Origin of the sequence: Pseudonocardia alaniniphila (assembly GCF_022524485.1) — a bacterium.
GTDB classification, from domain to species: Bacteria; Actinomycetota; Actinomycetes; order Mycobacteriales; family Pseudonocardiaceae; genus Pseudonocardia; species Pseudonocardia alaniniphila.
Genome location: NZ_JAKXMK010000019.1, coordinates 121,933 through 146,813 on the forward strand (window position 1 = coordinate 121,933; position 24,881 = coordinate 146,813).

At 72.2% G+C, this 24,881-nt stretch carries 23 protein-coding genes; 8 read left to right on the plus strand and 15 right to left on the minus strand.

From position 1 onward, the window contains the following. Positions 1–25 precede the first annotated feature (25 nt). The 5 genes from MMF94_RS22005 to MMF94_RS22025 all read left to right on the plus strand — a co-directional run bounded on the left by MMF94_RS22005 (position 26) and on the right by MMF94_RS22025 (position 5,225). Complete coding sequence (locus MMF94_RS22005) at positions 26–601, plus strand: TerD family protein (protein WP_241039016.1); 576 nt, start codon at positions 26–28, stop codon at positions 599–601. 103 nt (positions 602–704) lie between these two features. Continuing rightward, positions 705–1,868 (plus strand): HpcH/HpaI aldolase/citrate lyase family protein, encoded by a 1,164-nt coding sequence (locus tag MMF94_RS22010; protein WP_241039017.1) that lies wholly within the window; start codon positions 705–707, stop codon positions 1,866–1,868. Beyond that, positions 1,865–3,208: a phosphoribosyltransferase family protein gene (locus tag MMF94_RS22015; RefSeq protein ID WP_241039018.1), complete on the plus strand. Its 1,344-nt coding sequence runs from the start codon at positions 1,865–1,867 to the stop codon at positions 3,206–3,208. Before MMF94_RS22010 ends, MMF94_RS22015 begins: the two co-directional genes overlap by 4 nt. After that, positions 3,205–4,338 (plus strand): cysteine protease StiP family protein, encoded by a 1,134-nt coding sequence (locus MMF94_RS22020; protein WP_241039019.1) that lies wholly within the window; start codon positions 3,205–3,207, stop codon positions 4,336–4,338. Before MMF94_RS22015 ends, MMF94_RS22020 begins: the two co-directional genes overlap by 4 nt. Further along, entirely contained in the window at positions 4,335–5,225 is an 891-nt protein-coding gene (locus MMF94_RS22025; RefSeq protein WP_241039020.1) for an HAD family hydrolase, read from the plus strand. Before MMF94_RS22020 ends, MMF94_RS22025 begins: the two co-directional genes overlap by 4 nt. Here the strand turns inward: MMF94_RS22025 and MMF94_RS22030 are convergent. The 4 genes from MMF94_RS22030 to MMF94_RS22045 all read right to left on the minus strand — a co-directional run bounded on the left by MMF94_RS22030 (position 5,216) and on the right by MMF94_RS22045 (position 8,434). Continuing rightward, a complete protein-coding gene (locus MMF94_RS22030; protein WP_241039021.1) occupies positions 5,216–5,794 on the minus strand; it encodes a TerD family protein in 579 nt (192 codons plus the stop codon). The two genes, MMF94_RS22025 and MMF94_RS22030, sit on opposite strands and share 10 nt — an antisense overlap. A gap of 218 nt (positions 5,795–6,012) precedes the next feature. After that, positions 6,013–6,768 carry a YebC/PmpR family DNA-binding transcriptional regulator gene (locus tag MMF94_RS22035; RefSeq protein WP_241039022.1) on the minus strand — a complete coding sequence of 252 codons (756 nt, stop codon included), beginning with the start codon at positions 6,766–6,768 and terminating at the stop codon, positions 6,013–6,015. A 181-nt stretch (positions 6,769–6,949) separates the two neighbouring features. After that, entirely contained in the window at positions 6,950–7,588 is a 639-nt protein-coding gene (pdxT, locus tag MMF94_RS22040; protein WP_241039023.1) for a pyridoxal 5'-phosphate synthase glutaminase subunit PdxT, read from the minus strand. A 72-nt stretch (positions 7,589–7,660) separates the two neighbouring features. Further along, positions 7,661–8,434: an AraC family transcriptional regulator gene (locus MMF94_RS22045; protein WP_241039024.1), complete on the minus strand. Its 774-nt coding sequence runs from the start codon at positions 8,432–8,434 to the stop codon at positions 7,661–7,663. Between the two features lie 248 nt (positions 8,435–8,682). On the opposite strand from MMF94_RS22045, the gene MMF94_RS22050 reads away from it, so the two are divergent. After that, on the plus strand, positions 8,683–9,879 hold the full coding sequence (locus MMF94_RS22050; RefSeq protein WP_241039025.1) for an MFS transporter: 1,197 nt from the start codon (positions 8,683–8,685) through the stop codon (positions 9,877–9,879). A gap of 25 nt (positions 9,880–9,904) precedes the next feature. On the opposite strand, the gene MMF94_RS22055 is transcribed toward MMF94_RS22050, so the two are convergent. Beyond that, positions 9,905–11,302 (minus strand): NAD-dependent malic enzyme, encoded by a 1,398-nt coding sequence (locus MMF94_RS22055; RefSeq protein ID WP_241039026.1) that lies wholly within the window; start codon positions 11,300–11,302, stop codon positions 9,905–9,907. Between the two features lie 187 nt (positions 11,303–11,489). On the opposite strand from MMF94_RS22055, the gene MMF94_RS22060 reads away from it, so the two are divergent. Beyond that, positions 11,490–13,610 carry an elongation factor G-like protein EF-G2 gene (locus tag MMF94_RS22060; RefSeq protein ID WP_241039027.1) on the plus strand — a complete coding sequence of 707 codons (2,121 nt, stop codon included), beginning with the start codon at positions 11,490–11,492 and terminating at the stop codon, positions 13,608–13,610. Positions 13,611–13,644: 34 nt separating this feature from the next. Here the strand turns inward: MMF94_RS22060 and MMF94_RS22065 are convergent, their stop codons facing one another. Next, positions 13,645–13,953: an AzlD domain-containing protein gene (locus MMF94_RS22065; protein WP_241039028.1), complete on the minus strand. Its 309-nt coding sequence runs from the start codon at positions 13,951–13,953 to the stop codon at positions 13,645–13,647. After that, positions 13,950–14,630: an AzlC family ABC transporter permease gene (locus tag MMF94_RS22070; protein WP_241039029.1), complete on the minus strand. Its 681-nt coding sequence runs from the start codon at positions 14,628–14,630 to the stop codon at positions 13,950–13,952. The genes MMF94_RS22065 and MMF94_RS22070 overlap by 4 nt, the downstream gene beginning before the upstream one ends. 54 nt (positions 14,631–14,684) lie before the next feature. Here MMF94_RS22070 and MMF94_RS22075 point away from each other — a divergent pair, with 54 nt between their 5' ends. Continuing rightward, entirely contained in the window at positions 14,685–15,239 is a 555-nt protein-coding gene (locus MMF94_RS22075) for a helix-turn-helix domain-containing protein (protein ID WP_241039030.1), read from the plus strand. 43 nt (positions 15,240–15,282) lie between these two features. Here the strand turns inward: MMF94_RS22075 and MMF94_RS22080 are convergent, their stop codons facing one another. From MMF94_RS22080 to thrS, 8 genes are all read right to left on the minus strand, one after another. Beyond that, complete coding sequence (locus tag MMF94_RS22080; RefSeq protein ID WP_241039031.1) at positions 15,283–17,310, minus strand: glycoside hydrolase family 16 protein; 2,028 nt, start codon at positions 17,308–17,310, stop codon at positions 15,283–15,285. A 245-nt stretch (positions 17,311–17,555) separates the two neighbouring features. Then, positions 17,556–18,470, minus strand: a complete 915-nt coding sequence (pdxS, locus tag MMF94_RS22085; protein ID WP_277398793.1) for a pyridoxal 5'-phosphate synthase lyase subunit PdxS — start codon at positions 18,468–18,470, stop codon at positions 17,556–17,558. Between the two features lie 5 nt (positions 18,471–18,475). Beyond that, positions 18,476–19,069, minus strand: coding sequence for an NUDIX hydrolase (locus MMF94_RS22090; protein ID WP_241039032.1), 594 nt, complete (start codon positions 19,067–19,069; stop codon positions 18,476–18,478). Continuing rightward, a complete protein-coding gene (locus MMF94_RS22095; RefSeq protein ID WP_241039146.1) occupies positions 19,066–20,190 on the minus strand; it encodes a glycosyltransferase family 4 protein in 1,125 nt (374 codons plus the stop codon). Before MMF94_RS22095 ends, MMF94_RS22090 begins: the two co-directional genes overlap by 4 nt. A 35-nt stretch (positions 20,191–20,225) precedes the next feature. Further along, positions 20,226–21,260 carry a phosphatidylinositol mannoside acyltransferase gene (locus tag MMF94_RS22100; protein WP_379660581.1) on the minus strand — a complete coding sequence of 345 codons (1,035 nt, stop codon included), beginning with the start codon at positions 21,258–21,260 and terminating at the stop codon, positions 20,226–20,228. Further along, positions 21,257–21,916, minus strand: a complete 660-nt coding sequence (pgsA, locus tag MMF94_RS22105) for a phosphatidylinositol phosphate synthase (RefSeq protein ID WP_241039033.1) — start codon at positions 21,914–21,916, stop codon at positions 21,257–21,259. The genes MMF94_RS22100 and pgsA overlap by 4 nt, the downstream gene beginning before the upstream one ends. 75 nt (positions 21,917–21,991) lie before the next feature. Next, entirely contained in the window at positions 21,992–22,594 is a 603-nt protein-coding gene (locus MMF94_RS22110) for an HIT family protein (protein WP_241039034.1), read from the minus strand. A 64-nt stretch (positions 22,595–22,658) separates the two neighbouring features. After that, positions 22,659–24,725 carry a threonine--tRNA ligase gene (gene thrS / locus MMF94_RS22115; RefSeq protein ID WP_241039035.1) on the minus strand — a complete coding sequence of 689 codons (2,067 nt, stop codon included), beginning with the start codon at positions 24,723–24,725 and terminating at the stop codon, positions 22,659–22,661. Positions 24,726–24,881 lie beyond the last annotated feature (156 nt).

Here is a 24,881-nt window from a genome sequence, read left to right on the forward strand (position 1 = left end):
CGACAACCAGATGTGGAGCAGTGACGTGAGCGTCAGCCTCACCAAGGGTGGAAACGTCAGTCTCACCAAGCAGGCCCCCGACCTCACGGCCGTGATCGTCGGCCTCGGGTGGGACGTGCGCAGCACCACCGGCACCGACTTCGATCTCGACACCTCGGCGATCGTGGCCGGCGCAGGCGACAAGGTGCTCTCCGACAAGCACTTCGTGTTCTTCAACAACCTCACCACCCCTGATGGCACGGTCGAGCACACCGGCGACAACGTCACCGGCGAGGGCGCGGGCGACGACGAGCAGGTGAAGGTCAACCTGGCCGCGATGGCCCCGCAGGCCGACAAGGTCGTCTTCGCCGTCAGCATCTACGACGCCGACGCCCGCTCCCAGAGCTTCGGCCAGGTCCGCAACGCCTACATCCGGGTCGTCAACCAGGACGGCGGAGCCGAGATCGCCCGCTACGACCTCAGCGAGGACGCCTCCACCGAGACGGCGATGGTCTTCGGGGAGCTCTACCGCAACGGTGCGGAGTGGAAGTTCCGCGCCGTCGGCCAGGGATACGCCTCCGGGCTCTCGGGCATCGCCCGCGACTACGGCGTCAACGTCTGACACGCAGCAACCAGCTCCACCCGCGCCCGGACCGGGGCACCGTCGATCACCGCCTCCCGGGAGTACGTGCCTCAACCGGGCGAGCTCGGAAAGGGTCGGTCGCGTGCGGCACTTCGGGTACCTGAGCGCGTCCGAGACGGGCGCACTGTTCGCCTCACCACCGGAGCCCTTCCACCGCCGCAGCGGCCGGGAGCTGCTCTCGGTGGCTCTCGGCGCCACGCTCTACATGCCGGCCACCCGGCCGGCTCTGGCCGCCGACATCGTCAAGCAGGCGACCGCCGGCGTCACGTCGGTGGTCGTCTGCCTGGAGGACGCGATCGCGGACGATCAGGTGGCCGAGGGTGAGGCCAACCTGGTGGCAGCGCTGACGGACCTGCACGACGAGCCCGAGGCCGAGCCACCGATCCTGTTCGTCCGGGTCCGGCACGCGGCGCAGATCCCGCAGCTGGTGGCCCGCCTCGGACCGGCCGCAGCGGTGCTCGACGGGTTCGTCATGCCGAAGTTCACGGCCACGAGCGGCACCGAGTACCTGCACGCCCTCGACGAGGCCGACGCCATGGCCGGCACAGCGCTGCTCGCCATGCCCGTGATCGAGTCGGGCGCCGTGCTCTATGCCGAGACGCGCGTCGACGAACTGACCCGGCTGCGCGCGCTCCTGCACCGCGATCGGCGCCGGATCCTCGCTGTGCGGCTCGGGGCCACCGACCTCTGCGCTCTCTACGGCTTGCGCCGCTCACCGGATCTGTCGATCTACGACGTCAAGGTGGTGAGCAGCCTGATCGCCGACGTCGTGAACGTCCTGGGCCGGGCCGACGGCAGCGGGTTCACCGTCACCGGGCCTGTGTGGGAGTACTACGCAGGCGTCGAACGGATCTTCAAGCCGCTGTTGCGGTCGTCGCCGTTCACCGAGCACAACGAACCGGAGCTGCGCGGGCGGCTCCTCGACCGGGCGATCGACGGGCTGATCCGCGAGGTCTTGCTCGACCGGGCCAACGGGCTGATCGGCAAGACGGCCATCCACCCGAGCCACGTCGCCGTCGTCAACGCACTGTCGGTGGTCTCCGCGGAGGAGCACCGCGACGCGTCCGACGTCCTGCGGGCCGGTCGGGCCGGCGGCGTGCTGGCGTCCGGCCATGGCAACAAGATGAACGAGACCGGCCCGCACACTGCGTGGGCCAGGCTCACGATGCTGCGCGCGCAGGCGTTCGGCGTGGCCGCTGACGACGTCTCCTTCGTCGATCTGCTCGCCGCGAGCCTGTCCCGATGACCGGCATCGCAAGCGCTCCCGTCGACCGGCTCGGCATCCGGTTGCGGCCCGTCGGCCCGGGTGTCGACCCCACCGTGCTGCTGGGCCTGGCGCTGCGTCGCAACCCGCGCCGTGCTCAGCTGCTCGTGTCCCGGGTGCTCGGCAAGCACGTGCCTGCCGACCCTCGTCTGGTCCGCGCCGCGGGGCTGCTGCTGGGCGGTCTGGTGGCCGACGCGCTGGCCGGACGCCCGGCGAGACCACTACCGGCGCAGACGCTGCACGCGGCCGTCCGTGGTGACCGCTCTGCGGCCGCCGCGCTGCACACCGACGCCGAGCGGGCGATCGCCGCGGCGTCGAACACCCTGGTGATCGGCTTCGCCGAGACGGCCACCGCGCTGGGGCACTGTGTGGCTGAAGGGCTGGGCGGGGCCACGTACCTGCACTCCACCCGGCGGCGGGTGCCCGGGTTCGCCGTGGCGGGCGGCTTCACGGAGGAGCATTCGCACGCCACCGACCACCTGCTGCTTCCCGCCGACTCCGCGCTGCTCCGTGCCGGGCGGCCGCTCGTGCTGGTGGACGACGAGCTCAGCACCGGGCGCACCGCGCTGAACACCATCACGGCGCTGCACCGCACCGCGCCACGGGAGCGCTACGTCGTGGCGGCTCTCGTGGACGTGCGTCCGCCCGGCAGCGACCTCGTCGACGCCGTCGCGGCGCTGGGTGCGCGGCTCGACGTCGTCGCGCTGGCGCAGGCCGCGATCGAGCTGCCCGCAGACCTCGCCGAACGCGCTGCCGCGCTTCGCGCCGAACTCGGCGACGGTACCACTCCCCGCACCGCCCCGAACGGACCCGCCTCCCGGGTGGCGCTCAGTGAGCTCGGGTGGCCGGTCGGACTGCCGGTAGGGGCCCGACACGGGGTCGGACCCGATCACCACCGGCGCCTCGCAGCCGCACTCCCATACGTCGCCGCAGGCCTCGCGCGTGCTGCCCGGCTCGATGCCGGCCAGCGCATCCTCGTACTCGGCACCGAGGAGCTGATGCATCTGCCGCTGCGGCTGGCCCAGACCCTCGCCGACGCGGGCCACGACGTCGCGTTCTCCAGCACCACCCGCTCGCCCGCGGTGGTGGTCGATTCGCCGGGGTACGCGCTCACCAGCGGAATTGCCTTCCCCGCCCACGACGACCCCGCCGACGGGCCGGGCCCCCGCTTCGCCTACAACGTCGGCGGCGCGCACGATCCCCCGTGGGACCACGTCCTCGTCGTCGTCGACCCGCCCGGGGACACCCCCGCTCTGCGAACCGGGCTGCTGCCGGCACTCACCCCGCACGCCCGGCGCACGAGCGTGGTGGTCACGCCGTGACCCCCGCCCCGCTGCGCGGCCCGCAGTTCGGCAGCTACGCACCGGACGAGGTGGGCTGGCTGCTCACCGATCTCTCCGGCGTGCCGCTCGAGGCACCCACGGAGGAGCGTGAGGAGGCCGTTCAGAGCGGTGCGCACTACGCCGAGTCGCTCCCGCACGAATACCGCCCGGATGCGGGTTATCTCGCGCTGTACCGGTCGGTGCTCGCCGCCACCGCGCCCCGGCTGGCACAGGCCGTCGGTACGGTCACCGAACTGGTGCTCCGCGAGCGTGGCCCCGACGTCGTGCTCGCGTCGCTCGCCCGCGCCGGCACCCCGATCGGTGTGCTGATCCGGCGCTGGGCCGCATGGGCACACGGGCTCGACCTGCCTCACTACGCCGTGTCGATCGTGCGTGGCCGCGGCATCGACCGGCTCGCGCTGCACCATCTCGCCGAACACCACGACCCGTCCCGGGTGGTCTTCGTGGACGGCTGGACGGGCAAGGGCGCGATCGCCCGTGAGCTCGCGGCGTCCGTGGCCGAGCACGAGTACGACACCGGCGTGCGGTTCGACCCGCGGCTCGCGGTGCTGGCCGACCCCGGGCGCTGCGCCACCACCTTCGGCACCCGTGAGGACTGGCTGATCGCCTCGGCCTGCCTGAACTCGACGGTGTCCGGGCTCGTCTCCCGCACCGTGTTGCACCCGCGCCTGGTGGGACCCCAGCGCTACCACGGGGCCAAGTTCTACGCGGAGCTCGCCTGCTCCGACGTCTCGGCCGGCTTCCTCGACGCCGTCAGCGCGCAGTTCCCGCACGTCGGCGACACGACGGCGCCCGCAGACCGCTTCGCCGACCACGCCGGCCGCCGGGCCGTCGACAGCATCGTCGAGGCCTACGGGATCGGCGACGTCAACCTCGTCAAGCCCGGGGTCGGCGAGACAACCAGGGTGCTACTGCGCCGGGTGCCGTGGCGGGTGTTGGTGCGCGCAGGTGCGCCCGCCGCCGACCTCGCCCATATCCGGCTACTCGCGCAGCAGCGCGACGTGCCCATCGAGGAGGTGGCAGACCTGCCCTATACGTGTGTCGGGCTGATCCATCCCGGCTACACCCGGACCCCGGCCGGTGCCGAGGCCACGGCGGCGGCACCGTGACGGCGCAGACCGCGCCCGGATCCGCCCTGGTGACCGGCGGCGGGCGTCCCGTGGTCTGCCTCGACCTCGACCGCACCACGATCTACTCGCCTGCCGCGCTCGACCTGCGCTGCCCCGACAGCGACGCGCCTCGGCTGCTCTGCGTGGAGATCCACGACGGGGCGCCGCGGTCGTTCATGACCGAGGCCGCGGCCGATGCCTTCCGCGCGTTGCAGGACACGGCCGTCGTCGTCCCGACCACCACCCGCACGCCCGCGCAGCTCGCCCGCGTGCACCTGCCCGGGCCGCCCGCGCGATACGCGATCGCCAGCAACGGCGGGCATCTGCTCGTCGACGGGGAGATCGACGCCGGGTGGAGCGCCGCGGTGCGTACCCGGCTCGCGGGCTGCGCACCACCCGCCGAGGTCGAGACGCACATGCGAGCCCGCAGCGGGGCGTTCGTCCTGCGGCTGCGCACGGCCGCCGGGCTCTTCTGCTACGCGGTGGTGGAGCGAGCGGCGCTGCCCGCCGGCTGGATCGAGGAGCTCAGCGCCTGGTGCGCTCCCCGCGGCTGGACGGTGTCGCTGCAGGGCCGCAAGGTCTACGCCGTGCCCGAAGGCCTCACGAAGTCGGCGGCAGCGGCCGAGGTGCTCGACCGCTGTGGCGGCACGATGTTCCTCGCCGCCGGCGACTCGCTGCTCGACGCCGACCTCCTGGACGCGGCCCGCCTCGCCATCCGCCCGGCCCACGGCGAGCTCGCGGCCACCGGTTTCGCCCGCCCGCACCTGGCCGTCACCGTCGCCACCGGAGTGGCGGCGGGCGCCGAGCTGCTCGCGTGGCTGTACGAGCACGCCGCGGAGGCTGCCCGCCCCGGCGATCAGGCCCTGCGCCAGGCGCGTCAGAGGTGACCGGCGGTCACCGGCAGCAGCTCCTGGAACGTGCGGCCGGACGCGACCGCGCCGATGGCCGTCATGGTCCAGCCTCCGCCCTCCCCGCGGGCGACCTTGGCCATGATCTGCGCGTTGTGGCGTCCCGAGCCCGACAGGACGTAGCGGGCGATCTCGTCGCCCGTGGTCTGGTCGATGAGCCGGCAGAAGGCGTTCTCGACCTGGGAGAAGTCCTGCCCGGTGAACGAGTTGACGACGAAGACGATCTGGCCGATCGCGGGCGAGAGCCGCGTGAGGTCCACGAGGATCGTCTCGTCGTCGCCCTCACCCGCTCCCGTGAGGTTGTCGCCGGTGTGCTGCACGGAGCCGTCCTGGCTGCGCAGCTGCCGGAACCACACGGCGTCGATCAGGTTGTCGCTCACGTCGAACAGCAGCGCGGACGCATCCAGATCGACCTGCTGCGACTTCGAGCCGAAGAGACCACGCTTCTTCACTGCGTCCCAGCCGAGCCCCATCCGGACCACGCTCAGACTTGCGCCGTCGCGCTTCGCGAGAGAGACCTTCTGACCTTTGGTCAGGCTGATCGACACACGTACTCCATTCGTCATCGCCGGGGAGGGAGCACGGCCACGTGTGAGTGGCCGGCGAGGATCTCGGGGACCACCGGCCACGGCAGCCGGCGACCACGCGCCGGGCAACCGTAGCCCAGTGGATCTTCGTCCGATACGCCCTGAATGCCCGGATCGACGGGATCCGTGTGAGCGGAGATCAGCCGACCTCCGCCTTCAGCTCGCCGAATCGCCGACGGCTACGCGTTGACCTCTTCGAGCACCTCGTCGGAGACGTCGAAGTTGGCGTAGACGTTCTGCACCTCGTCGCTGTCCTCGAGCGCGTCGATCAGGCGGAACACCTTCTTCGCCGCCTCCGCGTCGAGCGGCACGCTCATCGACGGCAGGAAGGTGGGGTCGGCCGAGTCGTAGTCGATGCCGGCTTCCTGCAATGCCGTGCGCACCGGGATGAGGTCGCCGGCCTCGGAGACGACCTCGAAGCTCTCGCCGAGGTCGTTGACCTCCTCGGCACCCGCGTCGAGCACGGCGAGCAGCAGGTCGTCCTCGGTGAGGTCGCCCGCCTTCGGAACGATCACCACGCCCTTGCGCGTGAAGAGGTACGCCACGGAGCCGGGGTCGGCCATCGCGCCGCCGTTGCGGGTCATCGCCGTGCGGACCTCGGTGGCGGCCCGGTTGCGGTTGTCGGTGAGGCACTCGATGAGCACCGCGACGCCGTTGGGCCCGTAGCCCTCGTACGTGATCGTCTGGTAGTCGGCACCCCCCGCGTCGGCACCGGACCCGCGCTTGACGGCACGGTCGATGTTGTCATTGGGGACCGAGCTCTTCTTGGCCTTCTGGATGGCGTCGTACAGCGTGGGGTTGCCATCCGGGTCACCGCCGCCCGTGCGCGCGGCCACCTCGATGTTCTTGATCAGCTTGGCGAACATCTTGCCGCGCCGGGCGTCGATGACGGCCTTCTTGTGCTTCGTCGTCGCCCACTTGGAGTGGCCGCTCATCGGTGTCGCCGTCCTTTCCCAGCTCTTGCCCACCCGCCGGGATCCGGACGTCCGCCACCGGCCTCCTGCCGCGCGGACCGGATAGCACCGACGTCTGCTTGAACTGTCGATTCTACCGACCCGTTCGGAGGACGAGCGGCCGGGAAGGGGGCCACCGGCCGTGCGGCCTCACGCCCATTGCTCAGGCGGCGCGGGCGGCTTCCTTCACGAGGTCGCAGAAGAGCCCGTGCACGCGGAGATCGCCTGTGAGCTCGGGATGGAAGGCCGTGGCGATCACCGCGCCCTGGCGCACGGCGACCGCTCGACCGGCCGCGGCGCCCGCGTCGGCGCCGGTGATCGTCGACTGCGGAACGGTGGCGAGCACCTCCACTCCGGGGCCTGCCGACTCGACCCACGGCGCGCGGATGAACACCGCGCGCACGGGACCACCGAGCATCCCGCGGAAGCGCAGGTCGGTCTCGAACGAGTCGACCTGGCGGCCGAACGCGTTGCGCCGGACCACGACGTCGAGACCGCCGATCTGCTTCTGGTCGGGGCGACCGTCGAGCACCTCACGGGCGAGCAGGATCATCCCGGCACAGGACCCGTAGGCCGGCATCCCGGCAGCGATCCGCGCGCGCAGCGGGTCGAGCAGTTCGAAGACCTCGAGCAACCGGCTCATCGTGGTGGACTCCCCACCGGGGATCACCAACGCGTCCACCGCATCGAGCTCGGAGGGGCGGCGCACCGGCACACCGCGGACGTCTCCACAGGCCGACACGGCCGCAAGATGCTCGCGGACATCACCTTGCAGAGCGAGCACACCGATCACGGGAAGCACATGTCCAGGGTAGTCCGTACCCCGCGGCACAGCGCGCACCGCGCGGCCTGCGGTGCGCGGCGGCCGGAGGCGTCAGCCGCTGACGCCCGGGCTCGCCGATCCGCTGCGGACGTAGGCGCCCGGGGTGTGTCCCAGGGAGCGGCGGAAGACGTCGATGAAGGCGCTGGTGGTCGCGAAACCGCAGCAGCGCCCCACCGCCGTGACGGACCGGCCCTCCGCGAGCAGCCTCAGCGCCTGGTAGAGCCGCAGCTGGGTACGCCACTGCGGGAAGGTCATCCCCACGTCCTGGCGGAACAGCCTGGTCAGCGTCCGACCGCTCGCACCGACCTCGTGCCCGAGGGCTTCGAGGCCGCGGGAGTCCGACGGGTCGGCCTCGAGGATCGCGGTGACGGCCGCGAGCCGGGCGTCGCGGGCGGCGGGGATCCTGACGGGCCGCTCACGTGCCGCGGCCAGCTGGTCGAGCAACACGCCGAGCATCCGCCGACGCGCTCGGACGTCCTGCGACTCGTCCGACGCGGTGTAGGCGATGAGCAGCTCACGCAGGAGCGGGGACACCGCGAGGACCGTCGGCTCGACGAGACCGAGAGGGTTGCGCCCGGCGGGCAGCCCGAGCAGATGGAGGCGTGTCTCGCCGTATGCCCGGTGGGAGTGGACCGTGCCCGCCGGCACCCAGATCGCGCGATGCGCGGGCACGATCCAGCGCGAGGCCTCGGTGTGCACGGCCAGCACCCCCTGGCTCGCGTACGCCACCTGGTTCTCGTCGTGCCAGTGCGCGTCCACCCCTGCGGTCGCCGCGAGGTCGCGGCTGTCGGTCGGCGCGTGCGGGAGGTGGCGAGTGCTCGACACAGTCAGCCAGATTATCGGAATCACGCACCCCGGCCCGAACCGATGATCGATGCCGTATGGCTACGGACCGGCCGTGGTCAGCCGGCTGTCGCGCGCAGGACGCGGCAGAGGAAACCCAGGTGCCGCGGTAGGCGCGCAGCCATTCGGAGCGGTGGGTCGTGGCCGCCGCGAGTGCGGGTGGCGAGTACTCGACACAACCAGGCTCGTTATCGGAATCGCGCAGCCCGCCGCGAACCGATGATCGCTGCATGACGACGGGGAAACGCTCACTGTCCCGGCCGATGATCGTGCTCGTCATCGGGCATGCGGTCGATGACCTCTACCAGGGAGCCGTTCCCGCGATCGTCCCGTTTCTGGTCGCCGAGCGGTCGTACGGATATCTCGCGGCATCGGGCATCACGTTGGCCGCGACCCTGCTGTCGTCAGTCGTCCAACCGTTGTTCGGCGTGCTCACCGACCGCCGTCAGATGCCGTGGCTGGTCCCGGTGGGAATGACGCTCGCCGGCGCGGGCATCGGGCTCTCGGGCGTGAGCGACTCCTATCTCATGACCTGGGCGGCGATCGCCCTCTCCGGCCTCGGGGTCGCCGCCTACCACCCGGAGTCCGCACGCCTCGCCCGCTCGGTCAGCGGCGGCAGTCACGTCGGGATGAGCTGGTTCTCCGTCGGCGGGAACATCGGGTTCGCGCTCGGGCCTGTGGTCGTCACCCCGGTGCTGCAACTGGGCGGGCTGAGCGCCAGCCCGCTGCTCGTCATCCCGGCCGCGGTCGGCTGCGCCCTCACGGTCGCCGCCCTGGGTCGTTCCGGCATCCGCACACGAGCACCGAGAACGGGCACGATCAGGAGTGGCACGGACGACTGGCGGCAGTTCGGCCGGTTGACGATCGTGGTCATCAGCCGTTCGATCGTGACGTTCGGGCTCAGCACGTTCCTCGCGATCTGGGTCGCGGGGCGGGTGGGCGGGGGGCCGGTGGCCGGTGAGGTCGCCCTCGTGGTCCTGTTCGGGGTCGGCGCGGCCGGAACGCTGCTCGGCGGGGTGCTGGCGTCACGATGGGGCCGCATCCGGACGATCCGCGTGTCGTACGCGGTCGCCGTGCCGGCGCTGATCGGCCTCGCACTCGTTCCAGGACCGGCCGTGTACCTGCTGGTGGCGTTGACCGCCGTCGCCACCTACGTGCCGTTCTCGCTCCATGTCACGCTCGGACAGGACTACCTGCCGAACAGGCACGGCACGGCCAGCGGTGTCACGCTCGGGCTCGCGGTCAGCGTCGGCGGCCTCGCGGCCCCGGGCGTCGCAGCCCTGGCCACCGCATTCTCACTGCAGTACGCCCTGCTCGCCCTCGCGTTGCTGCCCGTGGTGGCGCTGCTCGCCGCGCGCCGCATGTCGGAGCCCGGCGCCGAGCCGCACACCACCACGATGGCGGCCGGCACCAGGACGGCCCGTTGACGACCTCTTCGGCGGGCGCCGGACGTCAGATCGGGGCGACGTCGCTGCGGCCCGTGGCATTGCGGACCGCCTCGGCCACGGCCGGGGCGACCGCGGAGTCGAAGACGCTCGGCACGATGAACGACGGGTTCGGCTCGGTGACGACGTCGGCGATGGCGGCAGAGGCGGCGAGCAGCATCGCGTCGGTGATGTCGCGCGCCTGGGCGTCCAGCAGGCCGCGGAACACCCCGGGGAACGCGAGCACGTTGTTGATCTGGTTGGGGTAGTCCGAGCGGCCGGTGGCCACCACGGCGGCCTTGGCCATCGCGATCGCCGGGTCGATCTCCGGGTCGGGGTTGGCCAGGGCGAACACGATGGCGTCGGGCGCCATCGTGGCGAGCTCCTCGGCCCCGAACAGGTTGGGCGCCGACACGCCGATGAACACGTCGGCGTCGACCAGCGCGTCGGCGAGCGTGCCGGACACCTGCGCCACGTTGGTGTGCTCCGCGATCCAGCTCAGGTTGTCGTCGAGGCCGGGACGACCCGGGTGGACGATCCCGTTGATGTCGACGGCCAGCACGTCGCCGGGCGCGCTGGAGCGCAGCAGCCGGATGACCGCGGAGCCGGCGGCACCGACCCCGCACACCACGACCTTGCAGTCGGAGAGCTTCTTGCCGACCACCCGCAGCGCGTTGCGCAGCGCGCCGAGGACGACCACCGCCGTGCCGTGCTGGTCGTCGTGGAAGACCGGGATGTCGAGCAGTTCACGCAGCCGTGCCTCGATCTCGAAGCAGCGCGGGGCCGCGATGTCCTCGAGGTTGATGCCGCCGTAGGCGGGGGCGAGGATCTGGACGGTGCGGATGATCTCCTCGGTGTCCTGGGTGTCCAGGCACACCGGCCAGGCGTCCACCCCGGCGAAGCGCTTGAACAGCGCCGCCTTGCCCTCCATCACCGGCATCGCGGCGGCGGCACCGAGGTTGCCGAGGCCGAGCACGGCAGACCCGTCGGTGACCACGGCCACGGTGTTGCGCTTGATCGTCAGGCGCCGCGCGTCGGCCGGATTGGCCGCGATGGCCTGGCAGACCCGGGCGACGCCGGGGGTGTAGGCCCGCGAGAGGTCGTCGCGGTTGCGCAGGCTGACCTTGGACTCGACACTCAGCTTGCCCCCGAGGTGGAGCAGGAACGTGCGGTCGGAGACCTTGCGCACGCGCACGCCGGGTAGCGCCTCGAGCGCGGCGGTGATCTCCTCCGCGTGGGCCTCGTTGAGCGCGTTGCAGCTGATGTCGATGACGAGGATCTCGTTGTGGGCGGCCTCCACCACGTCGAATGCGGTGACGACGCCCCCGACGCGGCCGATGGCCATCGTGAGGTCACCCGCGGCGCTGGCGGAGGCGGGCACCTCGACCCGCGCGGTGATGGCATAACCGGGACCCGGAACTGGCACACCAAGACATTACCGTCGGCGATCGCACGACCTGCCGGCCCGGGTCCTGCGGCCCTGCTCACTTCCGCTCCGATGAACATTCGATGAACCCGAATGCTCGCCAAGGGTTGTGACCGCCGGATCCCGGGTGTGGGATGGCGCACACGTCCTCTTCGACATCGACGCAGTGCTGCGGAGGTGGTCTCCCATGGCCGTCAGAGCAGAAGCCGGGCAGCGGACGGGGAACCGATCTCAGGTTCCGACCGCCGGCGACCCGTCCCGAGTGCGCAACGTGGTCCTCGTGGGGCCGTCGGGCTCGGGGAAGACGACGCTGGTGGAGGCGCTGCTCGCGCATACAGCAGCGATTCCCCGGGCCGGGGCGGTGGTCGAGGGCACCACCGTCTGCGACCACGACCCGGCTGCCGTCCGGCAGCAACGGTCGGTCGCGCTGTCCGTCGCCCCCCTGCTCCACGAGAACACGAAGATCAATCTCATCGACACCCCCGGCTACGGGGACTTCGTCGGTGAGCTCCGCGCCGGTCTACGCGCCGCGGACGCCGCGCTGTTCGTCGTGCCGGCGAACGAGGGGCGCGAGGGTCAGATCGATCCCGCCACCATCGCGCAGTGGGAGGAGTGTGCCGCGGTCGGCATGCCACGCGCCGTTGTGGTGGCGCGCTGTGACCACGCGCGCGCCGACCTCGAGGCCACGATCGCCGCCTGCCAGGACGCGTTCGGCAGCGGTGTTGCGCCGCTCTATCTCCCCATCCGCGAGGGCGACCGGCTCGCGGGCCTCTACGGCCTGCTCACCCAGTCGCCTGCCGGGCAGGCACCACCCGGCGCGGACGACGCCCGCAGCGAACTGGTCGAGGGCATCATCGAGCAGTCCGAGGACGAGACGCTCATGGAGCGTTACCTCGGCGGCGAGGACCTGGACGTCTCCACGCTCATCGACGACCTCGAGACGGCCGTCGCCCAGGGGGCCTTCCACCCCGTGATCCCCGTCTGCGCGAGCAGCGGGATCGGGCTCGACGCGCTGCTGGAGGTGCTCGTCGGTGGGTTCCCCTCACCGCTGGAGCGCGCGCTCCCGCCCGTCACCGGCGTCGACGGGACCCCCCATCCGCCGCTCACGGCCGACCCGGAGGGCCCGCTCGCCGCCGAGGTCGTGCGCACGTCGGCCGATGCCTACGTCGGGCGCGTGTCCGTGGTGCGGGTGTTCTCCGGGACGCTGCGTCCCGAGTCGACCGTGCACATCAGCGGGCACCACGTGGTCATCCCTGCCCAGCGCAACGGCGAGCCGGACGGCTCCGAGCACGACGGCCACGACGCCGACGAGCGTCTCGCCCACATCTACGCCCCGCTCGGCGCCACACTGCGCGAGATCGACGCCTGCGTCGCCGGTGACATCTGTGCCCTCACGAAGCTCGGCACCGCCGAGACCGGCGACACCGTCTCGGCCAGCGAGCACCCGCTGCTGCTCTCCTGCTGGGACCTCCCCCGGCCGTTGCTGCCCGTCGCGGTGGCCACCCGCACGCGGGGAGACGAGGACGCGCTGGTCAAGACCCTGGGGAAGATCGTCGCGGCCGACCCGACGCTGCGGCTGGAACGCAACCAGGAGACGCACCAGACAGTGCTGTGGTGCATGGGTGAGGCCCACGCCGACGTCGTGCTGTCGCGGCTGCGCGCCGGCGGCGCCGAGGTCGACACGGAACCGGTGCGCATCCCGCTGCGCGCTGCCCTCGCCAGGCCGGCGCGGGTCACCGGACGCCACGTCAAGCAGTCCGGCGGGCACGGCCAGTACGCCGTGTGCCACATCGAGTTCGAGCCGCTGCCACGCGGGTCGGGCATCGACTTCGTCGTCAAGATCTTCGGTGGATCGGTACCCACCCAGTTCATCCCGAGCGTGGAGAAGGGGGTGCGCGCCCAGGCCGCGCGCGGGCTGACCGACGACCATCATCCGGTGGTCGACTTCCGTGCCACGCTCGTGGACGGCAAGGCGCACAGCGTCGACTCCTCGGACGCCGCATTCCAGACGGCAGGCGCGCTCGCCCTGCGGGAGGCGGCCGAGGCGTGCGGCGTGCAGATCCTCGAGCCGTACGACGAGGTCACGGTGCGCGTTCCCGACGAGCACCTCGGGTCCGTGCTCGGGGACCTGTCCGGCCGGCGCGGGCGGGTACTCGGCACCGACGTCGCCGGACCGGGGCGCTCGCTGGTGCGCGCCGAGGTGCCGTGCACCGAACTGCGTCGCTATGCCGTGGACCTGCGCGCGATGACCAGCGGCGCGGCGACGTTCTCGCGCGAGTTCGCCCGCTACGACGTGGCACCGACCTGACGGGCCGGACGCACCGCCTGCACGCGGACGCCCGTCAGGGCACGCCGAGGTAGCGCAGCCCGGCGGTCGTGGCCGCCGCCAGCACGACGACCAGCACGAACGGCACCTTCCGCCAGGCGGCGAGCGCGCCGACGGCCACACCCGCCGGCCGGGCCCAACCGGCGAACCCGGAACCGTCGGTGAGTGCCGCGGTGGCCACGAGCGCGACCAGCAGGGCGGTGGCACCGAGGTCGACGTAGCGTTCCACCCGACCGGGCAGGCGCACGCGGTCACGCAGGACGACACCGGTCAGCCGCAGCAGGTAGGTGCCGCCCGCGAGGGTCAGCACGGCGGGCCAGTTCACGCGTCGCTCCTCGCCGGGACCCGCGCGGCGAGGAGACCGGCCAGGCCCACCAGCACCGGCAGTCCGGCGGGCAACCAGGGCGTGGCCATGAGTGCCGCTGCCGCTGCCAGGAGCCCGACCCTGCGGGCGTCGGCCCGACGCAGCGAGGGCAGCAGGAGCGCCAGCAGAGCGGCCGGGAACGCCGCGTCCACCCCGAACGCGTCGGGATCCGGCACGGCCGAGCCCGCCAGCATCCCCGCCACCGTCCCCAGGTTCCACGCGACGAACAGCAGGGCCCCGCAGAGCCAGTACGCGGTGCGCGACCGCGCGCCGCCGCCCCGGGCCTGCGAGAACGCCACGCTCTCGTCGACCATCAAGTGCGTGCCGAGCAGCCGAGCGGGCCAGCGCTCGGCGATGTTGCCGCCCACGGCCAGCCCGAACGGCACATGCCGTGCGTTGAGCAGCAGACCGGCAGCCACCGCCGCCATCGCACCGCCCCCCGCCGCGACCACGGCGACCGCGAGGAACTGCGCGCCGCCTGCGAACACCAGCAACGAGAGCGCCACCGTGAGCGCCATCGGCACCTGCGCGGTTGCGGCCAGGGCACCGAACGAGGCGCCGACCAGTGCGCTCGCCGCGGCGAGCGCCACCGCGTCCCGCAGGTCCTCCCGGTCTACTGTTCGGCTGAGTGAACGCATGTCCCATAGAGTGAACGCCAGGTAATCTGTTCGTCAAGCCGAACAAGGAGTCCGATGGATCGAACGGCGCCGTTGGCGACCATCGCCGCCGCGCTCCGCAGGGAGCGCGAGCGCCACGGCATCTCCCTCACCGAGCTCGCCCGGCGCGCCGGCGTGGCCAAGTCGACGCTCTCCCAGCTCGAGTCCGGTGCGGGCAACCCGAGCGTCGAGACCCTGTGGGCACTCGCCGTGGTGCTCGAGGTGCCGTTCTCCCGCCTGGTGGAGCCGCCGGTCTCCCCCGTGCAGGTGGTGCGGGCGGGCGAAGGCGTGGCGATCCCGTCGGAGCACGCCCGGTTCACCGGCACGCTGCTCGCGGCCTGCCCGCCAGGGGCCCGCCGCGACCTGCACGTCATCGCCGCCGAACCCGGCCCGACTCGCGCCGCGCACGCCCACATCCCCGGCACGGTCGAGCACATGATCGTCACATCGGGACGGTGGCGTGCGGGCCCGGCCGACGACGAGGTCGATCTCGGCCCCGGCGACTACCTTCGCTTCCCCGGCGACCGGCCACACACCTACGAAGCCGTCGAACCCGGCTCGGTCGCGGTGCTGGTGATGGAGTACGTGTAGCCCCCCACCAGCACCGCGACCGGGTCCGGGTCCAGGGTCGTGATCAGCCCCCGGGAACTGCGGCCGGGGCACTTCCGGGCGGGTTCGCGTCCGGGCCACCCTCGGCGAGCCGCCGCCCGAGCGGCCAGGCCTCCCGCAGACGAATATCGGACTGAGCCCGCGTCGAACTGGTCACTCGGGCCACCAGGCCTCCGGGAGGCGGAGTCACGGGCCTGACCTGATCCAGGTTCCGCTGCCCGAGCGTGTGCCTGAGGTCGGTGACGAGGCCACTCACCAGCTCACCGAGGGGCAGCGAGTACTGCTTGACCCAGTCGACGTGCATGTAGGACTCCTGCACGGGTCCGGAACCGCTGTTCGGGAACCAGTCGAGCTGGACGCACAGATGCATGGGACCCGGAGGCAGGATGCTCACGTCCGTGGTGCGGTACCACTCCCTGCCGTCGACGAAGGCGGCGACGTGTGTGGGCGTCCACTCGACCGCCCAGTTGTGCCACTGCGTCGCGTCGATCCGCACCTGGCCGTGCACCTGGTTGTTGTTCGGCCCGTAGTGCAGGAAGAAGTCGGTGGTCTGGCGGGTCTCGTCCATCATCTCCATGAAGTCGATCTCCCCGCCCACCGGGAAGTTCTCGGCGTCGGGCCAGAGCAGCATCAGCGCGTTGTACGTCTCGTCGGACGCGGGCGCCCGCACCCTGCCCTCCCAGCGGCCGTACATCTGGCCCGGGTTCCACGCCATGCCCTCGGTGTTGCCCTGAGAGTCACCGGTGATGGTCATCACCCCGTTCTGGACGCTCACCGCATCGGGCGTGCGCCGGCCGTTGCCACCGTGACCCGGTCCGTCGTAGAGATCCCAGTCGGGGCCGAGGCCTGAGGTGAACTCGTCCACCCGGTTGGGCGTGCCCCACCCGAAGCGGTCGGCCGCGGTGGTGCCGTTACCTCCAGGGGGGCAGTTGGGCGGGGTCGTCGGCGGGGTCGTGGGCGGCGTCGTCGGTGGGGTCGTGGGCGGAAGCGTCGGCGGGGTTGTCGGCGGGGTCGTGGGGGGAAGCGTCGGCGGGGTTGTCGGCGGGGTCGTGGGGGGAAGCGTCGGCGGAGTCGTCGGCGGAAGCGTGGGCGGCGTCGTCGGCGGGACGACCGGGGGGAACAGCGGTGTCAGCACGATCGGCACCGGGAACGGGATCGGCACCGGGAACGGCATCGGGAACGGCACGGGGTACGGCACGGGCACCACCACCGCCCCACCGGGCGAGGTCGGGGGCGGCACGACGGTCGGCGGCGGAAACGTCGGGAACACCGGCGGAAGCGTCGGCGGTGTCGGGAACACCGGGGGAAGCGTCGGCGGAGTCGGCAGCACCGGCGGCAGAGTGGGCGGCGTCGGCAGGACGGTCGGCTGGGCGACCGGGATCTGCGGCTTCGGCTGGGCGACGGGAGCCTGCGGCTTGGGCAGCGGGACCGGCTGATCCAGCGGCTTGGGCAACGGCACCGGCGGCGCCTCGGGCTTCGCCGCACCGACGCCCGGAGCGTCGGGCTTCGCCAGCCCGACTACGGGAGGCGCCGGCTTCCCCGCCTCGGAGCCGGGCACGCCGGGCTTCGGCGGCTCGGGCGCGCCCTCCTTGATCGCGCCCACCTGCCCCTTGCCGGAGGTGTCGGCCAGTCCCTTGCCGGGCGCGTCCACCAGGCCCTTGCCCGACGCATCCGCGAGCGTCTTGCCGGAGGAGTCCGCAAGCCCCTTGCCTGAGGCGTCGACCAGCCCCTTGCCCGACGTGTCGGTCAGTCCCTTGCCCGACGTGTCGGTCAGTCCCTTGCCGGACGTATCGACGAGTCCCTTGCCGGACGTGTCGGTCAGTCCCTTCCCCGACGTGTCCACCAGGCCCTTGCCCGACGGATCCGACAGCCCCTTGCCCGGGGACTCAGGCGTGCCCTTGCCCGGGGGCTGGGTCGGCGGAAGCGTCGGAGTGGTGGTCGGTGGCGTCGTCGGCACACAGGTCGGCGGCGGCGTCGGCTGCGCAATCGCCGCCAGCGATCCGGTGAGCATCGTGGTGACGACGATGCCCACAACGGTCGCATATCGCCTCATCTACCTCGCCTGCCCCTCGTGTCCCTCAAGTCACAGATCGGACATGAGGCACACTAGGCGCGGACGATTACTCGGGAACGCTGGTTCACCAGACCGTGTGGGTGTTCCCACCACTTCGGGGCGCCGTTTTCGGCACAGAACGTCGTCGCCGCCGTGTCCCGGTTACGGTGACCGGTGACACGGCGGCGACAAACGGAGCAGTGTGCACTTCTGGGTGGCAGTGCCACCCCCGAGGTGTGACGGGGCTACCAGCCCCGCGAGGCGTACCGCTGTTCTGCGGGCAGTTCGGCTACGTTGATGCCGACCATGGCCTCACCGAGACCCCGCGAGACCTTCGCGATCACGTCGGGGTCGTCGAAGAACGTGGTGGCCTTGACGATGGCCGTGGCCCGCTGCGCGGGGTCGCCGGACTTGAAGATGCCCGAGCCCACGAACACGCCCTCGGCGCCGAGCTGACGCATCATCGCGGCGTCGGCAGGAGTGGCGATGCCGCCCGCGGTGAAGAGCACCACCGGGAGCTTGCCCGCGCGGGCCACCTCGGTGACCAGTTCGATCGGGGCCCGCAGCTCCTTGGCGGCGTCGTAGAGCTCGGCCTCGTCGAGGCCTGCGAGCCGGCGGATCTCGCCTCGGATCGAGCGCATGTGCCGGGTGGCCTCGACGACGTTGCCCGTGCCCGCCTCGCCCTTCGAGCGGATCATCGCGGCGCCCTCGGAGATGCGCCGGAGCGCCTCACCGAGGTTGGTGGCGCCGCAGACGAAAGGCACGGTGAACGCCCACTTGTCGATGTGGTGGGCCTCGTCGGCCGGGGTGAGCACCTCGGACTCGTCGACGTAGTCGACCCCGAGCGACTGCAGCACCTGGGCCTCGACGAAGTGGCCGATGCGGGCCTTGGCCATCACCGGGATGGAGACGGCGTCGATGATGCCCTGGATCATGTCGGGGTCGCTCATGCGGGCCACGCCACCCTGGGCGCGGATGTCGGCCGGCACGCGCTCGAGCGCCATGACGGCGACGGCTCCCGCGTCCTCGGCGATCTTGGCCTGGTCGGCGTCGACCACGTCCATGATCACGCCGCCCTTGAGCATCTCCGCCATCCCGCGCTTGACGCGTGCGGTGCCCAGCGCTGGGCCGGTGGTGGTCTCGGACGTTTCGGACGACACGGCGTCTACCCCTCAGTTCTACGATCTGCGGACACCCGATCGTACGTCAGTGCAACGATCGGTAAGCCGGGCCCGGCAGGCGGCGCGGTGGTCGTCACGCCGGTCTCGGGGTCGGCGATCTCGAAGTAGGCCGGCAGCGGTGCGGTGCCCGCGAGATGCAGCCAGCGCACCAGCCTTCGGGACCGTAGACCGAGGGTGTCACGCACGGCGTCGTTGTGCACGCGGCGGGCCAGGATGAGCAGCTGCTCGGCGTCGATGAGCTCCGCGAGCAACGCCGGCGGTAGCACCGACCGGTCGAGCGTCCCGAGCGCACGCCCGAGCACGTTCTCGGCCGCCTCCCTGTCGCCTGCGCAGGCGCGGGCGGAGTGCGCGGCCGCGACGGCGGCTCGCAACCCGTCCGCACCGTCACCCTCCGCGACCTCAGCCGCGGACAGCGCCGCAGCGGCGCGCCGATCGAGCGCGGCCTCGAGCCCCGCGCGCGCGGCGTCGGTGCGGACGTGCAGGCGGTCCAGTCTGCGCACCCGCGCGAAGCACAGCACGGTGGCCCAGACCAGCACGAGGCCGACGGCGACGACCAGCATCCACAGCTCAGGGGTCACGACGCACCGACAACACGACGGGGGTCGGCCGCCACCGCGGCCCGGTAGACCCGCACCACGGAGGCCGCGACGGCGGGCCAGCCGAAGTCGGCCGCCCGCATCCGGCCCGCTGCGGACATGGCGGCTCGCGCGGACGGGTCGTCCAGCAGGGGGGCGAGCGCGCCGGCGAGCGCGCCTCCGTCGCCCGTCGGGAACAGGACACCCGCCCCGGAGCCGCCCACGACGGCGCGGAACGCGTCGAGGTCGCTCGCCAGCACGGGCGCGCCCGCCGCCATCGCCTCCGTCAGGACGATGCCGAAGCTCTCGCCGCCGAGGTTGGGCGCGCAGAACACGTCGACCGACCGCAGCGCGGCGGCCTTCGTGGCGTCGTCGACGGGGCCGAGGACATCGAGGCGGGCGGCCACCGGTCCGGCGGCACGCCGCAGCGCGCCCACATCGCCCCGCCCGACCACCAGCAGACGCAGGTCGGGCCGCGACGGCGCCAGTGCGCGCAGGGCGTCGAGCAGCACGGGCATGCCTTTGCGGGGCTCGTCGAACCGCCCCAGGAAGCCGACGGTTCCCGGCTGGGGATAGCCGGGCAGCAGTGGCCCGTCGGCGAAGGCGGGGATGTCGACCCCATTGGGGATCTCGACGGCGTCACCGCCGAGATGCTCGACCTGCACGCGACGGGCGAGCGGCGACACCGCGATCCGAGCCGTGACCTTCTCCATCAGCGGGCGCAGGACGCCACCGAACGCGCTCAGCGCGCGGGAGCGCTCGGTCGAGGTGTGGAACGTCGCGACGATCGGGCCCTCCGCCGCGAGCAGGGCCAGCACCGACAGGCTGAACGTCGTGGGCTCGTGCAGATGCAGCACGTCGAAGGAGTTCTCGGCGAGCCAGCGACGGGCCCGGGCGTAGGTCACCGGACCGAACGTCACACGCGCCACCGAGCCGTTGTACGGCACACCCAACGCGCGCCCGGCCGGCGTGACGAACGTGGGCACGGGGGTGTGCTCGGCGGCCGGGGCCAGGACGCTGACGGTGTGCCCGAGATCTTCGAGCGCCCCGGCGAGGCCGACGACATGTGCCTGCACGCCGCCCGGGACGTCGAGCGAGTACGGGCAGACGATGCCCACCCGCAACCGTTTCCGGGCGGGTGATGCACCGTCGGGGTCGGTCATCGCACCACTTCCCCGCGGACGTGGTCCGCGGTCCAGATCGGCTGCAACGCGTGCCAGTCGGCCGGGGCGCGCGCGATCAACCGGCCGAACTCGTCGGCGATCGCCTGCGTCGCCTCGGCCACGGCTGCACGCGACTCGCCCGTGCGCAGCCGCGAACCGTCACCGACCGTCACCGGCTCCGCGATCGGCACCTGCCAGCCGTCGGGACTGAAGTGCGGGTAGGCCGGCATCAGCAACGCACCCGTCAGGGCGGCCAGCCGCGCCGGGCCGGCGGGGAAGCGCGCCTGCTCCCCGAGGAACTGCACCTCGACGCCGGTGCCAGTAATGTCCCGGTCGGCCACGAGGCAGACGATCCCACCCGCGCGCAGCCGCCGGATCAGCGCCCTGTGCGCGGCCGACCCGTCCTCCGCGGCAACGACCTCGAACCCGAGCGATTCGCGGTAGGCCACGAACCGCCGGTAGAGCGACTCCGGGCGCAACCGCTGCGCCACCGTGGTGAACGCGGGCGGCCTGCCGAGCCTGCGCAGCGTCTCCACCAGCCACACGCCTGCGACGTCCCAGTTGCCGCTGTGCGGCACCGCGAAGACCACGCCGCGACCGGCCTCCAGCGCCTCGAGGAACGGGTCGCGCCCGGTGAGGAACGGATCGACCCTGGCGTGGACCTCGGCGAGGTCCATCGTCGGCAGCCGGAACGTCTCGCACCAGTAGCGGGCGTAGCTGCGCATCCCGTCGCGGACGAGCACGTCGAGCTGCGCCGCGGACGCCGACGGCACCACCCGCGCCAGGTTCGCCCGAAGCCGGCGCACACCCGCCCCGTCCTGGCGTGTTGCGAGGTCGGCGCCGATCCGGAACGCCCCGAAGGCCGCGCCGGGCGGGAGCCCGCGCACCAGCCGCCAGGCCGCCGCGTACTCGGCGTCGGCGACGAGCTCGGCGAGCCGCGCGGCGCGCGACGTCCGTCCGCTCCGGGCGCCGCCTGCCGGTTGGGCGCGGGATCTGTCCGGCGCGTGCGGCGGGTCGAGCCGGGCGGTCACGGGCTCGGCGCCGAGTCGGTGGGTCCGGAAGGGCCGGTGGTGGACACGGGACCACTCGCTTGCGCGCTGCGGTGGACGAGCAGGATGCGCTGCCCGACGGTCCACACCGACGCCGCAGCCAGGAGCCAGAGCGCGACCGGGAGCGCGTAGGGCACCCCCAGCCCGTGCAGGCCCGTGCCGACCAGCGCGACGATCAACCGCTCGGCTCGCTCGACGAGCCCGCCGTCGGCGGAGAGTCCGGCACCTTCGGCCCGGGCCTTGATGTAGGAGATGAGCTGGCCCGCGACCAGGCAGACCAGTGCCGCGACACCCAGGAGCCGCTGATCCCCCACCCCGAGGCACCACCAGGTGAGCCCGGCGAACAGCGCCCCGTCCGCCACCCGGTCACACGTGGAGTCGAGCACCGCGCCGAACGGTGTGCCGTTGCCCCTCGCCCGTGCCATGGCGCCGTCGATGAGGTCGAACAGCACGAACAGCGTGATCACGAGCGTGCCGACGAAGAGCTGGCCACGGGGCAGGAACCAGAGCGCCGCGGCGACCGAGCCGACGGTGCCGACCACTGTGACGACGTCGGGTGCGACTCCGTGCCCGACGAGCCATCGACCGATGGGATCGGTCACGCGGTTGACGCGCACACGGGCGAGGACGTTGAGCATGGACTCCTGCTTGGTCGGCCGGGGCCCATGGTGACCGGCCACAGCGCGCCGGCCGCCGCCTGGACCAGAGGCAGCCTAGCGCCGGTCGCCCGCGGCGCCTCCCGGCGGTTGTCCGGTCGACGGCCAGGCCGCAGCGAGTAACGCCCTGGTCTCCGACAGCAGTTGCGGGATCACCTTGGTCTGCCCGACGACCGCGATGAAGTTGGCGTCGCCGCCCCACCGCGGCACGACGTGCTGGTGCAGGTGCTCGGCGAGCGATCCACCCGCCACGGTGCCGAGGTTGATCCCGACGTTGAACGCGTGCGGCGCGGCCACCTGCTTCAGCGCCTGGACCGCCGCCTGTGTGAAGGTCATGAGCTCGACCGCCTCGTCGGGCGTGAGGTCCTCGAGCTCGGCGACGTGCCGGTAGGGCAGCACCATGAGGTGTCCCGGGTTGTACGGATGCAGGTTGAGCACTGCGTAGACCGTGCGCCCGCGGGCGACGACGAGACCCTCCTCGTCGGAGAGACCGGGGATGCGGCAGAACGGGCAGCCGTTGCCCCCGGCGTCCTTGATGTAGGCCAGCCGGTGCGGCGTCCAGAGCCTGCGGAAGCCGTCGGGCGTGCCCACCCCGTCCTGCAGTTCGGCCACCGGCTCGACCGGGCCGTCCGTCGCCCCCGGCAGGGCCGCGTCGCTCATGTCGCGATCCTAGGCGCGCGGACGGCACCGGCGACGACGGCGCCGAGCGGGACCCGCACCACCCCTAAGAGGGTGCGACGGCGTCGGCCGTCGGGGACGTGTTGTTCCGGATCGAGATCCAGTCGACCACCGTTGCGACGGCGTCGGCCACCGGGATCCCGTTGAGCTGGGAGCCGTCGCGGAACCGGAAGCTCACCGCTCCCGCCTCGGCGTCGCGGGCGCCCACGAGCAGCATGAACGGCACCTTCTGCATCGTGTGAGTGCGGATCTTCTTCTGCATCCGGTCGTCGCCCGCGTCCACCTCGACGCGCACGCCGTGCTTGCGCAGCTGCGCCGCGACGTCCTCGGTGTAGGGGACCTGCTCGTCGGTGACCGGGATGGCCACGACCTGCACCGGCGAGAGCCACGCCGGGAACGCGCCGGCGTAGTGCTCGGTGAGCACGCCGAAGAACCGCTCGATGGAGCCGAACAGGGCACGGTGGATCATCACCGGCCGCTGGCGGGAACCATCGGCCGCCGTGTACTCCAGCCCGAACCGCTCGGGCAGGTTGAGGTCGAGCTGGATGGTCGACATCTGCCAGGTGCGACCGATCGCGTCGCGCGCCTGCACCGAGATCTTCGGCCCGTAGAACGCCGCGCCGCCCGGGTCGTCCACGAGATCGAGGCCGGAGTGCTCCGCAGCCTCGCGCAGCGCCTCGGTGGACCGCTCCCACATCTCGTCGGTGCCCACCGACTTGTCGGGGTTGCGCGTGGACAGCTCGAGGTAGAAGTCGTCGAGGCCGTAGTCGCGCAGCAGGTCGAGCACGAACTTCAGCAGCGACTTGAGCTCGTCCTGCACCTGCTCGGGGGTGCAGAAGATGTGGGCGTCGTCCTGGGTCATGCCCCGCACGCGGGTGAGCCCGTGGATCACGCCGGACTTCTCGTAGCGGTACACGGAGCCGAACTCGAACTCGCGCAGCGGCAGCTCCCGGTACGACCGGCCGCGCGAGTCGAAGATCAGGATGTGCATGGGGCAGTTCATCGGCTTGAGGTAGTAGTCCTGCCCCGGCTTGCGCACCTCGCCGTCCGAGCCGCGCTCCTCGTCGAGGTGCATCGCCGGGAACATCCCGTCGGCGTACCAGTCGAGGTGGCCGGAGATCTCGTAGAGCCGGCCCTTGGTGATGTGCGGGGTGTAGACGAACTCGTAGCCCGCCTCCTCGTGCCGCCTGCGGGAGTAGTCCTCCATCTCGCGCCGGATGATCCCGCCCTTCGGGTGGAACACCGGCAGCCCGGAGCCCAGCTCGTCGGGAAACGAGAAGAGGTCGAGCTCCGCGCCGAGGCGGCGGTGGTCGCGGCGCTCGGCCTCGGCCAGCCGTTCCAGGTGGGCGTCGAGTGCCTCCTGGCTCTCCCACGCGGTGCCGTAGATGCGCTGCAGCTGCGGGTTCTTCTCGCTGCCCCGCCAGTACGCCGCCGCGGTGCGGGTGAGTTTGAAGGCGGGGATGAAGCGCGTGGTCGGGATGTGCGGTCCACGGCACAGGTCGGACCAGAGCGTCTCGCCGGTGTGGGCGTGCACGTTGTCGTAGATGGTGAGCTCGCCGGAGGCGTCGACCTCCATGACCTCGCCGTCCTCGGCCGCCTCGGACTCCGGGCCGCCCTTGAGCTCGATCAGCTCCAGCTTGTACGGCTCGTCGGCGAGCTCCTTGCGGGCGTCCTCGAGCGAGTCGAAGCGGCGCCGGGAGAACCGCTGCCCGGCCTTGATGATCTTCTTCATCGCCGACTCGAGCTTGGTCAGGTCGTCGGGGGTGAAGGGCTTCTCGACGTCGAAGTCGTAGTAGAAGCCGTCGGTGATCGGCGGGCCGATCCCGAGCTTCGCCTCCGGGTACAGCTGCTGCACCGCCTGGGCCAGCACGTGCGCGGCGGAGTGCCGGATCACGCTGCGGCCGTCCTCGGTGTCGGCGCCGACGGGCTCGACCTCCACGTCACCGTCGGGCACCCAGGCGAGGTCGCGCAGGCGCCCCTCCGGATCGCGGACGACGACCACGGTGCTCGGCCCGCTCGTGGGCAGGCCCGCCTCACGCACGGCGGCACCCGCCGTCGTCCCCGCCTGCACCCGGACGGGAGCGGACGCGGCAGGGGATACGGGCGCGGACACGTGGGGCCTCCATCGGTCGGTTGGTGTGCATTCGATGCTAGTGCCGAGGAAACGAGGCCTTCTTACCCGCCTCCGGCGCCCAGGCGGCGCCTCGCGGCGTTGTCGTCGGCGCCGATACAACAGCGGTATCGGCGCCTCCTCCGCCTTGCGATGCAT

Excerpts from the sequence above, each read along its gene's own strand:
- MMF94_RS22080 (WP_241039031.1), bottom strand. The coding sequence starts at position 17,310 with ATGAGGCGATATGCGACCGTTGTGGGCATCGTCGTCACCACGATGCTC.
- MMF94_RS22075 (WP_241039030.1), top strand. The coding sequence starts at position 14,685 with ATGGATCGAACGGCGCCGTTGGCGACCATCGCCGCCGCGCTCCGCAGG.
- pgsA (WP_241039033.1), bottom strand. The coding sequence starts at position 21,916 with ATGCTCAACGTCCTCGCCCGTGTGCGCGTCAACCGCGTGACCGATCCC.
- MMF94_RS22050 (WP_241039025.1), top strand. The coding sequence starts at position 8,683 with ATGACGACGGGGAAACGCTCACTGTCCCGGCCGATGATCGTGCTCGTC.
- MMF94_RS22035 (WP_241039022.1), bottom strand. The coding sequence starts at position 6,768 with ATGAGCGGCCACTCCAAGTGGGCGACGACGAAGCACAAGAAGGCCGTC.
- MMF94_RS22070 (WP_241039029.1), bottom strand. The coding sequence starts at position 14,630 with ATGCGTTCACTCAGCCGAACAGTAGACCGGGAGGACCTGCGGGACGCG.
- MMF94_RS22060 (WP_241039027.1), top strand. The coding sequence starts at position 11,490 with ATGGCCGTCAGAGCAGAAGCCGGGCAGCGGACGGGGAACCGATCTCAG.
- MMF94_RS22110 (WP_241039034.1), bottom strand. The coding sequence starts at position 22,594 with ATGAGCGACGCGGCCCTGCCGGGGGCGACGGACGGCCCGGTCGAGCCG.
- MMF94_RS22015 (WP_241039018.1), top strand. The coding sequence starts at position 1,865 with ATGACCGGCATCGCAAGCGCTCCCGTCGACCGGCTCGGCATCCGGTTG.